This window comes from Candidatus Roizmanbacteria bacterium, assembly GCA_016700135.1.
Classification (GTDB): Bacteria; Patescibacteriota; Microgenomatia; order UBA1406; family GWC2-37-13; genus UBA1450.
Map to the genome: position 1 here is coordinate 905,104 of CP065004.1, position 13,000 is coordinate 918,103.

Annotated in this window: 11 protein-coding genes; 3 read left to right on the forward strand and 8 right to left on the reverse strand. The window is 44.7% G+C overall.

Going from position 1 to position 13,000, the window contains the following annotated elements; translation table 11 throughout:
• Positions 1–17 precede the first annotated feature (17 nt).
• The 3 genes from IPM65_04805 to IPM65_04815 form a co-directional block, all read right to left on the reverse strand.
• Entirely contained in the window at positions 18–761 is a 744-nt protein-coding gene (locus IPM65_04805; GenBank protein ID QQS43443.1) for a glucosamine-6-phosphate deaminase, read from the reverse strand.
• 258 nt (positions 762–1,019) lie between these two features.
• Positions 1,020–2,231 carry a hypothetical protein gene (locus IPM65_04810; protein ID QQS43444.1) on the reverse strand — a complete coding sequence of 404 codons (1,212 nt, stop codon included), beginning with the start codon at positions 2,229–2,231 and terminating at the stop codon, positions 1,020–1,022.
• 39 nt (positions 2,232–2,270) lie between these two features.
• On the reverse strand, positions 2,271–3,731 hold the full coding sequence (locus tag IPM65_04815; protein QQS43445.1) for a glycosyltransferase: 1,461 nt from the start codon (positions 3,729–3,731) through the stop codon (positions 2,271–2,273).
• A 63-nt stretch (positions 3,732–3,794) separates the two neighbouring features.
• Here IPM65_04815 and IPM65_04820 point away from each other — a divergent pair, with 63 nt between their 5' ends.
• Positions 3,795–4,874, forward strand: a complete 1,080-nt coding sequence (locus IPM65_04820) for a PIG-L family deacetylase (protein ID QQS43446.1) — start codon at positions 3,795–3,797, stop codon at positions 4,872–4,874.
• On the opposite strand, the gene IPM65_04825 is transcribed toward IPM65_04820, so the two are convergent.
• On the reverse strand, positions 4,875–5,948 hold the full coding sequence (locus IPM65_04825; GenBank protein ID QQS43447.1) for a hypothetical protein: 1,074 nt from the start codon (positions 5,946–5,948) through the stop codon (positions 4,875–4,877). It lies immediately after the preceding gene.
• A 148-nt stretch (positions 5,949–6,096) separates the two neighbouring features.
• Complete coding sequence (locus IPM65_04830; GenBank protein ID QQS43448.1) at positions 6,097–6,969, reverse strand: galactose mutarotase; 873 nt, start codon at positions 6,967–6,969, stop codon at positions 6,097–6,099.
• A 24-nt stretch (positions 6,970–6,993) separates the two neighbouring features.
• Between IPM65_04830 and IPM65_04835 the strand changes: the two genes are divergently transcribed.
• Positions 6,994–7,554 (forward strand): hypothetical protein, encoded by a 561-nt coding sequence (locus tag IPM65_04835; protein QQS43449.1) that lies wholly within the window; start codon positions 6,994–6,996, stop codon positions 7,552–7,554.
• 34 nt (positions 7,555–7,588) lie between these two features.
• Complete coding sequence (galK, locus tag IPM65_04840; protein QQS43450.1) at positions 7,589–8,788, forward strand: galactokinase; 1,200 nt, start codon at positions 7,589–7,591, stop codon at positions 8,786–8,788.
• A 1-nt stretch (position 8,789) separates the two neighbouring features.
• On the opposite strand, the gene IPM65_04845 is transcribed toward galK, so the two are convergent.
• Genes IPM65_04845 through IPM65_04855 form a run of 3 tightly spaced genes read right to left on the reverse strand, consistent with a single transcriptional unit; the run spans position 8,790 to position 12,977 of the window.
• Positions 8,790–10,004, reverse strand: a complete 1,215-nt coding sequence (locus tag IPM65_04845) for a hypothetical protein (GenBank protein QQS43451.1) — start codon at positions 10,002–10,004, stop codon at positions 8,790–8,792.
• Complete coding sequence (locus IPM65_04850) at positions 10,001–11,695, reverse strand: hypothetical protein (protein ID QQS43452.1); 1,695 nt, start codon at positions 11,693–11,695, stop codon at positions 10,001–10,003. The genes IPM65_04845 and IPM65_04850 overlap by 4 nt, the downstream gene beginning before the upstream one ends.
• A gap of 19 nt (positions 11,696–11,714) precedes the next feature.
• Positions 11,715–12,977 (reverse strand): hypothetical protein, encoded by a 1,263-nt coding sequence (locus IPM65_04855; protein QQS43453.1) that lies wholly within the window; start codon positions 12,975–12,977, stop codon positions 11,715–11,717.
• Between the last annotated feature and the right edge of the window lie 23 nt (positions 12,978–13,000).

The window sequence follows — 13,000 nt, forward strand, 5'->3', positions numbered from 1 at the left end:
AATGTATTCTAACGGTTTTATGCAAGGTCACTATAGAATGTCGTTTTCGTATGATTGAGGAGAAAACTTGCCGGTATGTCTTCCGTCGGTGCTGATAATCGCTGCAGCTTTTCAAACACTTCCTTTTTCTTCTCCCCTGTCACGATCATGACGATTTCTTTTGATTCGAGAATAGTGCCGATACCCATTGTCATTCCGTGTTCAGGTACTTTTTCCAAATCATCACCGAAGTATTTTTTGTTGGCTTCCCGGGTTTCGGGTGTGAGGTCAATTTGTCTGGTACGGGTGTCGCCGGCCGATCCCGGCTCGTTGAATCCGATGTGGCCGTTTATACCGAGTCCGAGAACCTGAAGATCCACACCGCCGGTCTTCTGAATCATCTTTTCATAAATCCTGCATTCCATATCGGGATTCGGTGCTTCTCCGTTGAGGATGTGTCCGTTGGTTATCTCAAAACTCTGATTGAGATCATGAAGCGGTTTCCAGAAGCCGTGATACATTTCCTGGAAGTAACTTTGGGGATGTCCCTGTCTGATCGGATAATATTCGTCTAAATTGAATGTGTGAAGTCCGGAAAGATCGAGATCTGATGTTCCGAGTTTTTGAATGAGTTTCTGATACATGAGACGGGGGCTTGCTCCGGTGGCCAGTCCGAGGACGAATGTGCCGGTCTCTCCTATTTTCTTCTGGATGATTTCAAAGATGTATTGGGCACTTTGTTCGGATAGTTCTTCGTGGGTTGAAAAGGTTTTGATGTTCATAAAATGGTTAAAAAATAAAAGATCGCTTGTAACCGAAAATTTGTTCAGAGTGTGTTTATCGGTATTCTCCCTTGATACCCTGTTTTCTTGGCTGCCGAAGGAGCCCTCCCTCTTGATAATCGGGGAATCCCTATGCAGCAGAAAAAGGGTATCTGCTGTCGAATACCATTGTTTGTCATCCTGAACTCTCCGCCAGTTGGCGGATCAGGATACACTTCATTCACAAATTTTGATTACTGTGCTCGCAAAAATCAGGTCTTACTCCCCGAATGATTTATAGGCCTTGATGTACATGGCCATGTTCCAGGACTGGTACGGGACACCGATCGGCGTGCCGAGTTGTCCGTGGAGGAATTCATTGAATTCCCAGTCATTGACTTTGTTGGCTTCTGCCAGTTTTTCAAGTTCTTTTGCTGCCGTTTCTTTGTTGTACTTCGCAAGCCAGGTGACCCAGAATCCGCCGACATACGGCCAGATTCCGGCATTGTGATACTGCCACGGATAATTTTGTCTTCCTTTTGACATATATGATCTCCAATCAGGTTCACCGGGATAGATCGGCGGATACATGACTTTGACGGGATATGGATTGTTTACACCGGATCGTATGACGAAATCAGTTATCTTTTCGGCCTGCTTTTCATCTGCGAGTCCTGTCAGACAGGCAAGGATATTTCCGTATGTCTCACAGCGCATTTCAAAAGAACGGTGTGATGAGTATCCGAGATAATACGGTAGATAAACTGCCTGGGCATTGGAGTATTCGATCATTGTAGATGCATACACCATTTCTGTGGAGTATCCGTTTGACGGCACGTAATTGGATCCGCGGTCATCAGATTTATGCACCCACAGAAGGGTATTTACTCCTTCATGAATTTTTTTTGCAAGTTCCTGATAATCATTTCTTTTTTCAACCTCAACACGGAGTTTGACAAGCCAGTACCAGAGGGCATTGGTATACAGGACGGTGCCCTGTCTCGGCATTTCATCATCCCAGCCGGCACATTCTCCCTGTTCCAAGAGTTTGTCATTGTTCGTATCCTGATAAATAAGCCAGTTGAAGGCTTTCTCTAACCGTTCTTTATGTTTATTGTAAAACTCCTGATCATCCGTTTTTTTGACATACTCCAAAAAAGCTATTGACCACCAGAGAGTGCCGTCAATAGTGCCCGGCATCCACCAGTGAATTTCATTTTTTTCGGGTACAAAATTTTGCGGAAACTGTCCTCTTTCGGACTGTGAAGGAAGCAGATTTTCCAAAGATTTCTTGGCAAGACCGATCAGTTCATCATTGTCCGAAGCGAGCATACCGAGCGTCGAAACACCGATATCACGCGGGAAAAGTGATGCATAGGTGCCCTTTTCCATGTCTCCGACGGGTCTTGCCGCTGCCATTCCGTACTCAGTCTGATTCTGAAGAAGGTATTTTACTGAAAGTTCATATCCTGTTTGTGTGATATTTGTCATATTTTTACAGAATACCCCGATTTTGTATGTAATTCAACATCAATAATATCCGTTATGTCTCGGTTTGGCCATAAAATCTTCGAATTTTTCATTGAGGATACCGACCAGCTGTTCACAAACTTCAGTATCGCGGAAGGTCCGGTGTGCATGAACCTGACCCATACGCCGTACATCTTCAAACTCCTGCGGGAACATTGCGGCTCTGAAGATCTGTTCATAGTGACGTGATTGTCTCGGATCAAACATCAAAGCGGTATCAGGTCCGTTGGTGTCGCGATGTGCAATGATATCCGAAACTGCGACCAGATTCCCCGCTGCCCGTGCCTGTTTTTCGGAAATATTAAAGGTTTCCGAAAATGACGGATACACCTGCATACCGAATCCGTGTACCACTTCATGATGCGGAGCCGGAGTAAGCGGCAGTAAAATGTAGTGTTGAAGTTCGGGAGGAAGTGAACGGATCTTTTCAAGTGTCAGCTGATGACGGTCAATGATTCCGGGTTTGTTGGCAAGTCCTCCGAATGCAACAAATGTGGGCGGTTTTATACTTCCGAATCGGGCATCATGCAGAAATTCTGCATAAGCATCAATAAAATCCCAGATACCTTTTTCGTGGTCAAAGCGTCCAATATAGCCGAATAATTGTTCGTCTTCCCCGACTGCCGTACGCGGCAGATGTGTCACGCCGTTTTGATGTGCGCGCTGAAGATGCATATTGATATTTGCGACATGTTCCCTACGTTTACTGCCGTTTGTGTCAGGCTCGAACTGTGAGAGATTGAGAGGAATAGGCAATGTCACAAAACGGTTTTCAGCATCTTCACCTGTCATAAGACCGAATTGCCGGACTGCTTCAACACTTTTTTTACGTTCTGTTTCGGTCGAAAAAACGACAAGATCCATATCCTGAAGTGTCTCAGCCTGAGCTTCCCACAATTCTTCACCGTATTTCCCCGGATACATTGTATTGTATGACTCAGGATCAGTAAGAAGGGTTGTGGCAAGAAGCGGTGAATGGAAACGGGCCACAATCCGTGTATCGTCCCGTGTTCCCGCTTCGCGCTGAATGACAGGCTCCAGGTTGGTACTGACGGTGTGATGGGCAAAGATGATATGTTTACCCGGCTTTTGACGGTCAGCAACATGCTGTGCCATCCATTGTTCGTCACGCTGATATGCCTCGATCATCTCATCCTGTGTCATGATTTCTCCGTCTTCCCTGACGGGTCTGTCATATGCAAGAATGTCATATGGCAGTTCGGGATAGCCGTCGAATCCGTTTACAGGATGCGGACTGTCAAGATTGTATGTTTTCCAATCAAGCTGGGCATTTACCCTGCTTTCAGTCTCAACAGCAGGTGCGGTACCTCCCGTTATCCCGCCCATGCCTGACTTTGCAAAATCGATCACGTCAGAACGTGCGGATATAGCACCCTCATGCATGAGGGAACTGGTACCGTGAATTGTGTTTAAATTCGCTTCTTTTCCCATAGTTTTCATATAGTATCATACTTATAAGAAACTGCAAGTATTTCATACAATCCGTGCTATACTGTCAGCCAAATGAACAAGAGTGAATTTTTTCACACGCAGCCGATTCTCCCCCAAGATTTTGATGTCACAAATTCTTTTGCATTTCAGACATCTGAACAGGCTCGGGATTATTATGAACAATGTCTTGTGGAAATTGAAGAAACTCCTACAAATATTGAAAATGAAGGGGCGGATACTCCCCTTATCGAAATTCCGGGTTACGGAGAATTTTCTATCAGAACGTTCCGGACAGCTGAATTACGAAAGCCTGTCGAAGGACATGTCTCACAAAAAGTACTCCTTGCCTCTCCTCATTGTGATGACGAAGTCATTGCAACGGGTGCTTTTGCAGTCGCGGCTGCCGCCCGCGGTGATGATGTCCGTGCCCTTGAATTTACGGTCGGCTCTGCCGGACGGATGGATCACGGATTTGATGAAAAAAAAGGGAGCGTCGTGCGGCTTGCCGAGACCTTGAGAAGTGCGAAACTCGTCGGTATCAACAGTGTGGATATCCTGGTAAAACCTGACGGGACGCCGGGAATGCCTGAATGGTTTTGGGATAATAATGAGATATTACGGCCTCTCGGCGTGGCGATCGGGAGATTGTATGATACGGATATTGTCGCCTATCCTTTCAATGATCCGGCAGTTGATGCTCATATTGACCACAATGCGACTGCACGGGTGATGGATTTTGCGACAGGCTGGGGTCAGGATCCGGCTTTTCATCCGAATATTCCTTTTCGATATGAAAAAAGGGGCAAACCATTACACAAGCTACTCTACAGTGTCTGGTCAGGAGGAAAAAATGTAGAACCGAATTTTTTCGTGCCGTATGACGTAAACGGACCGATTGCGCAGATCCTTTCAAAAGCAATAACTCTTCACAAAACACAATCGGTACCTTCAGTCGGCGTTGCTGCCCGTTTCGGCTCGAATTATGCAGCTGCAAAAATACTGCGTGATTATCAGGCGGGACTTTGGAGAGATATCAACAATCCCCATGTCATGGCTCGTGAGATGTACACGGCAGAACCGCCGTTCCAATTAGAACAGGCGTTTCCCGTAAGTGATGAGGTACTGGCACGGATTGCAGCGAGAATGGATTGATTATCCAACCAGTTTTGCAGCTCCAAAAAGATCACTGTGGAGCACATTTTCATATGATGCTTTATATTCGGGACAAAGCTGTGTGACAAGCTGCTCTACTATCTCTTTGTACTGATTTCCTTTCCAGTACAAGCTTCCCTGCATGATGAATACCAGATCGCGTTTTGAAAACTCAAGAATTCCTGCAATTTGAGCTGCTACAAGCTCCGCCGAGTGTCTCAAGATTTCGCGTGCAAGACCTGAAATATCGGGATTTGCATCTCTGATCAAGGCATCCAGTTCTTTGGTAGATTCAATTTCCCTTACGTCCAAACCTCTCTTTTTTGCTTCGAAGTTGAAGTGTCTGTAGAGATACGCACCTGAAATTTCTTTTTCATACAAAGCATCTCCCGGAGCGGCTGATTGCTGATCAATATCTTTTCCGGCCTCGGATTGAGGAAAATTGCTGAATGCTGCTGATTCTAAGTTGACTGTTGTGTGTTCATCAAGGAATATGGCAAAGTTTAAACCAGTACCGACAATACCGGCGGAGATGGCATCCCATTCATGGTGGATCAGACCGGAAAGAAGAAGACAAATAGTGTCATTGGCCGCCGAAACACGGATCGTGCGATCATGTTTTTCAGCCATGTATTTTTCAATTTCTTCTCCGACATTCTGTCCGACCAGTCCTTCAAACGTATTTTCCTTGGAACCTGACTGAAGTGTTCCGTCAAGGATCCCGTCACGGGAGACAGGAGTCATCGGATAAGCAAAATTCAAAGCTACTACCGTTACTTCAGGATCAATATGTCCTTCGATAAATGTCAGAAGATCCTGTTTTGATAAAAACGGAGGTTGAGGGCCCTGATCATGTTCAATAATCTGAATATTTCCGTTTATCTTTTTCATTTTGGCTTTTTGATAGAAGCTCCCGCCGATGACAAGGGTTTGAAAAATGCCGTTCGGTTCAACTATGGAAGTTGTTGCGAGCTGGTGTCTGATAAAAGGAAGCGAGCTTCCTCCGTTGTCTCTTCCCGTCTCCAGTTCCTGGACGAAGTTATTTTTGATTTGTGTTAGCTCTTGAATATTCATAGTGAAATGTAATTAATAGTGGTAATGTCATTCATGTCATTCCGGACTTGATCCGGAATCCAGAATTAATGCTGGATGCTGAATCGTGGTTGAGCATGACAATACACATCATTGAATTTTGCTTCTCGTTATTATACTCTACTGGTAATTATACGAGTCTGATACCGAACTGATGACTTATGCTTTTACCGGGTTCTAAAGTGATAAGTCCGAGTCCGTTGTTGAATGCATCAGGTGCACAGCTCATAGGCTCAACTGCGATAGACAGGCGTTCTTCAGGTGTGTAGCTCTGAAAATACTGCATGCTCTCCTCCATCCAAAGTTCGATATTTTCAAACTTCACTGTGTGATCAACAAGGTCGGTAAAGCAGGTATCAAGCTGAGTCGCTCCGATTGTTTTCAGTTCCGGTCCGAACTCATTTTCCAGCAGTTTTCCGGTCGGGATAAGCTCTTTATCCGTCCGGACTTCCATGATTTTTTTGGCCGGAATCCTGAGTTTGCAGTCATCGATTTTTTTTCCTGCAGTCAGATACGGATGCCAGCCGATCCCGTAAGGAGCATTGGTTGTGCCGGTATTTTTTGCCGTTATTTCAATATCGAGAGCGGTTTCTTTCAATGTAAATGTCAAGGTCATCTCAAGATCAAACGGATATCCCTGAAACTCCCCTTTGATAAACGTCGTGCGGAATACTGCAACGGTACTCTCCGCTCTTTCATCCTGTGATACGAGTTCACATGCTTTTTTCATCAGAAAACCGTGAAGGGCATGGCCGCGGGCCGTTTCGTTCGGATATAGTTGGTACGTCTCCCCTTCAAATGTATAGATCCCGTCACAGACTCTGTTCGGGAAAGGTGCCAGGAAATCTCCTTTACAAATATAGTCTTCTTTTAAAAGCTCTTCCGTTTCGTTTCCGTCAAGCACTTTTTGTCCATTGAGAATGAGGATATTGGGATTGCAGCCGTACTTTGGTGCAAGCTGAAGTTTGGAGTTTTTGTATGTTACTACATGAAAATCATCCATGAAGATCATTTTATCATATCTGATATGAAATCTTTTGACTATTCATTTTTTTTGTCGTATAGTTTTAGCAGTTTATTCTCAAATATGGTTGATTCTCCCGAAGGTATAATTGTGCGTCCTGACAGTAAAATTATTGTCCCCCGTGTTGTTGCAGAACAGGATTATTTTGGTCTTCTCAATAAATGTAAAGCTTCAGGATTTGCTGACGTGAATATGGGAAGTATCTCCAAGGATCCGTTCACTCCAGCTCTCACATTCGGTGCAAATCCTTGTTTTGCCGGTGTCACATACACGAAAGACGGAAAAGGAATGTATGTATTTCATTCCGATGAACGGATTTTCCCGCCGGAACTGGAAGGTCTTATAAAAAAAGGGATAGTTCATGGAGGGATTGTCGGAGGGTCTCCTGCAAGTTATAAACGTTCTGAGAATATGGAACTGCTCCAGCAGATTGCCGTTCAGCTTGTCCCCCCGCCTGAAGATGATTTTCAGGCATCATTTGCTGTGGCAGCAAACCCTGCAGAGAATACCGTTTACTATTCTTATAATTCGAGACTATACAGACTGCAGAATACCCAAAAGTGATTGTCATATCAATATTTAACAATTATTTCACTCTATGAATAACGTTGATCAGGCAAAACAAACATTTAAGACTCTCTACGGCAAAGACCCTGAAGTCATCTCTCAGGCACCGGGACGGGCGGAAATTATCGGTAATCATACGGATTACAACAGCGGATATGCACTTTCTGCCGCTATCGCAAGAAAAACGGTCACTATGCTTGCCAGACGGGATGACCGCATGATCCGTGTCGCATCAGCAGGATATGCTGAAGAACCGGCTGAGTTTTCACTTGACGGGATGCAAAAGGGTGAGCACGGCAACTGGCTAAACTACATCAAAGGCGTACTCCGTGAAATTATAAAGGTGAGGCCTGATCTACCGGGTATGGATATCCTCATTGACAGTGATGTTCCGAGTTCAGGCGGTGTTTCAAGCTCCGCCGCACTTGAGCTGTCTCTTGCGACGGGCATAATGCATCTGACAGGCATCGAGATGGATCCGGTGAAGAAAGCTCATATGTGTCAGAAAGCAGAAAACGGTGATCTCATCGGCATTCCCTGCGGCTTCTTGGATCAGGCATCCTCGGGATTATGTCAGAAAGATCATTTATTATTCCTAGATTTTCAGCCGAAAGGAGATATGCCCATCTCAGACATGAAGCAAATCCCTGCAGACTTGTCTGCCTACGACATGACATTTGTCGTAATCGTTGATAAGGATGTAAAACGCAATCTCGGTACCAGCGGATATCCTGCACGTCGTGCACAGTGTGAAAAAAGCGTACCGATTCTTGCTAAAATGCTCGGAAAAGAAGTCAGTTCACTTCGTGATGTGAGTGTCCAGGAGTTTGAAAGCTGTAAAGATAAACTTGAAGAAACCGATTCTGAGATGAGAATGCGTGTGGAGCACATCGTATATGAAAATCAGCGTGTTCTTGATGCCGTGCACGCTCTTGAAAACGGTGAAATGGAGCGGTTCGGTGAGATCCTGACAGCGTCGGGAAAAAGTGCTCTGGAGTTGTATGAACTCGATGCTGAGACGCCTGAACTGACAAAACTTGTTACTGAGGGAAGAATGATTGAAGGAGTCATAGGTATGCGCAATATGGGAGGCGGATTTTCAGCCATTGCTCTTGCACTGGTCCGCAATGATCACATGGACTCATTTCAGCAGAAACTGAATACATCATACGGCCCGGGACTCGAATACATCCCGTTCCTGCCGTCAGAAGGCGCAGGAATTGTCGTTTGAGTTATTCCAGCACAAAATCAAGATATACTCCGTTGGTCCACCCGAAACCGCGTCTCCGCGGTGTTTTGGAGATCACGTCAGATTTGATATCGGCGACATTGTACTTTTCATAAAAACATCCGTCTTTTTTGTACCAATAGTCGCATAATGCCACCCATTTGCTTTTAACGGTTTCTGCCTCTTTTTCAAATCCGTATTTCTTCATGCCGTGGTATGCGATAAACATGAGCGGAGCCCAACCGTTCGGATAATCCCACTGATTGATATATGATGCTTTTTTGTCTACTTTCTGAGTGATTGCCAGACCGCCTTCTGCATCAAGGCTTTTCAGAAGTTTCCTCACTGTTCTTTCGGCCTGTTCTTCTGTCGCAATTCCGGCATAGAGCGGATAAAACGACGCTGATGACAGGAATCCTGTCTGCTTTTTATTTTCAACATCATAGTCGTAAAACACCCCGTCTTTCTCATTCCAGCAGTATTCATTTATCAGTTTTTTCCTATGCTGCTTTTTCTTTTTCCATGATTGTGATGCTTTGGTATCCCCTGTCTCTTTGTGATACCACTCAAAAAATTCTTCGTATAGATACAGTTGCGAATTCAGATCAATCGGATTTATGGACATACAGCGATTCAAAAATCTGCTCGTTGTGTCCCAGCCGGATTCGTATTCCGCAAAAATATGCAGGTCACCGTGAATATCCCAGTGACGTGAAAGACCTGTTTCTGTACGGTAATTGGCGTTTCGGATATCATCTGAGGTCCACATGTCGTTGTATTCCTTTTCGGCAGCTTGTACTGCTTTTTGTATCCAGGGAGCTTTGATATCTTTCGAATACACCCTCAGATACTCTTTGATCGTAAGTGCAAAGTACGGTGACTGAGAGCGTGACAGCGAATAATATGCGTTGTTGTTCGGGATACGACCGAAACGCTCTATTTCGTAAGTGAAATTTTGTATGATTCCTTTCGCAAGCTTTTTTCCTTCTTTAAATTTCAGAAGTCCGACAACCATAAAGAACGTGTCCCAGTAGAAAAATTCCGTAAAAAAATCACAGTCAGGGACAAGATACGGATGCGGTAACCCGAACTGCAGGCCGTGATCCTTTTTATTGGTTAAAATGCTTTTACCGTAATATTTTCGGATATACTCAATCTGTTGTTGTTTGTCTTTCGGGACTGATTTCCGGTTGATCAGATTCAGAGTGATTTGTTTCATTTTTGTTTTGATCGTTCAACTTCTACTAATGTATCAATAGCCGTGCCGTAGAACGTATCTTTACACAATGTATCATAATATCCCTTGAGTTGTGCAGTCATTGCATCGCGCAAATTCGCGTTACCGTTCCTGAGCACCAGAGCCTGCTGATATGCATTGACAAATGCATTGATAAAGCCGTCAGGGCGGTTCATATCGGAAATGACATGCGTATTCTCAAGACCTTGTTCGGTCGCTTTTTCGGCAAAACCGACGCGATCGGAGACCACAGTCAACCCCGGAGTTCCCATACCGAAAGTTTTCGTGAGAACGCCTTCCTGGATAGTTTGGCAAAGTCCTTCCTGTCCGACTTGGAATGTGATATCCGAGAAGGGATACACTTCAGTTTTCAATTTGTCGTGTTGATAACCGCTCAAGTTTCCCGCTGCATCGCGGTGTACGAGAATAAAATCATCTTCAGTCTGCATCACTTCTCTAAATAATGCATTTACTCTGTCGAGTCGTGCAGAAATACCGCCTGTGTATGCATCGTAAATGCTTTTTGATTTCCATCCTTCAGGAAATCGTGCCGGCCGGCCGATCCACCCGATGCGGAGATTTTCCAATACTTCTCTCCCCTGCTCATGTCCGGCAAGTTCACGGATCATTGCTTCAAAATGAGAAAGAGCCGTATAGTCATCTTTTATCGGATCAAGCCGTTCCACAACCTGTGCGATCACTTTTCCGTCATGAACTGCTTTTTCCAAAAAAGGAGCCGGAGTTTTTCCGAGCTCTTCAGTCGGTCGGAATTCAATAAAGCTCGGAGGCATGAGATATCGTTTATACATTACGGCCCGTCGATCTTCTGGGATATATAAGTGGTCTGCAATCTCCAGAATATTTCGTATATCACGATCAGTATGAAGACCCAGGACGGAGTTTCCCGTCAGCATGTTACCGAAGAGTCTGAACTGATATTCCTGTAATTTCGGGTGCATTCCCTGTATCGCTTTCAATGAAGGGACGATTCCGTGATTGTCCCCGATGTCTGCAAGCACCATGTTCCCTTTCAAATCACGATGGACGTTTGCAGGAGGCCAATCATCGCGTACCAGCAAATCCTGAGGTTTAATATTATTTATAAGCCATGATCCGACAGCCGCATCAACAAATGCGGCAGCCTCCAAATCAGTTTCATCGACCTGTGCTGCCAGAAATTCATCAGGATCAGTGATGCCCATATGACGAAGAGATGATCGTGTGGCTTCATCATGAGAATTGAGATAGGCCATAATATGGACCGTGTCTCCGTGACGTTTCATAAGTTCTTCGGTCGTCATTCCGGCAAGAAGCGGATGAGCTTCTTTTGATTGAGTAAAGCCGGGAGTCCGTTCCAGTACTCTATTTAAAGTGATATTCATGGCCTGTCTTTCGGCAGTATATTCTTCAGCCTGTGCAGAAGGATCGGAATGATCCGCCATACTGACAGCAACATTCGGCATATCCAAAGCGGACGCTTTCGCAAATGCAGCAAACAAAGGATCAATACCCGGACGGGTTGCTCCTTCTTTCGGTGCGCTGTGTGACAAATGGAACAGTTTCACAGGAAGAGGCATACCGACATCAGGGTTTCTGATGCTATGTAATTGCTCAATTCCGGATTTTATGTCATGCAAAGTTGTTGGGGCACGATAGCCGATGTGTTCTGTCATAGAGAAAATAAATTAGTATTTATGAGATTTTGAAGGGATTGCTCATATTCTCAGCATTCTCAATCATGGTCAAGACCAGGACGTTCCAGCTGACGAAATTCGGTGCAGCCAGAGGCTCCCCGGTTTCTGCATCATAGTTCTCATGCATTCCGCCTGATTTGTCGATATCTGATAACACGAGTTTTGATATTCGTTTTGCAAGCTCCAAAGCTTCTTCCTGATGACCGTAATTGATGAGGCCGAACATATAAATATTGTTTGCGATCGGCCAGACCGGTCCCTGCCAGTTGGAGTGAGGCTTGAGCATATTTACATTGTTGTAATGAGTGTCAGCTTTTGAGAGAGTTCGTGCTCCGTATTTGGAGAGCATGTGTTTCGCGTTCATCAGATATCTGCTGATCATGGCATCTGCCTGTTTTTGGGATGTGATACCGGCAAACATCGGATGGAACGATGAAAAACTAATATGTTTGATCTGTTCTCCCGTTTTTGTATTCAGACTGTAGTAGATCTCATCCTCTTTGTTCCAGAGATATTTTTCAATGCTTTTTTTGAGTGTTTTTGCTTTTTCCGCAAATATCTCAGCATCTTTCTTCTTGCCGATCTTTTTTGCGATAAGACTCATTGCCTTATATTCAAGGTAGGTATACGAATTGACGTCCGGGAAAGCGATTGTGCCTTTCGGATAGTCTTTAACGTCTTCTTTTATAAATCCTCCCCGTTCTTTTCTCAAAGCATCATATTTTGTACCGAGCTCCTTTTCCATGCCTTTGAGACTCTCTGCCCGGTGTCCTGCCACATTGTTGTCAGCACCTGATTCCATACTGTCATGCCACATCGCCAGTCCTCTTTTTTTATCCCAAAGGTGTTTTTCCCGGTACATGACGACTTTTTTCATGGCAGACCAGTTCGGTTTCAGCCATGAGAAATCTCCGAGATTTTTTGCGGCGATATATGCACCTTGTGCCAAAAACGGTTTCATATGATTCAAACGCGGATCATCCCCGTCTTTGGTGATACATCCTGCGACTTTTCCGTCTTTGTGTGCGTTCAGAATATAATTCAAGGCCCAGTTTTTCAGGTAAATTGCTTCGGACGGAATCTCGGATGTGAGAGCTACACCCATGAAGAAGGCGTCCCAGTCCCACTGTTCTTCATAAACGCCTCCGGGGACAAGATAATCATATTTCAGAGCACCGTTGGCACGGCGTTTAATGGCACCTTTTGTGTATGCCATGTTCTTTTTGACGTCAAGTTTGAGTTGGGATAGATCTTGTTTCATATATTGGATAGTATAAGCAAAAA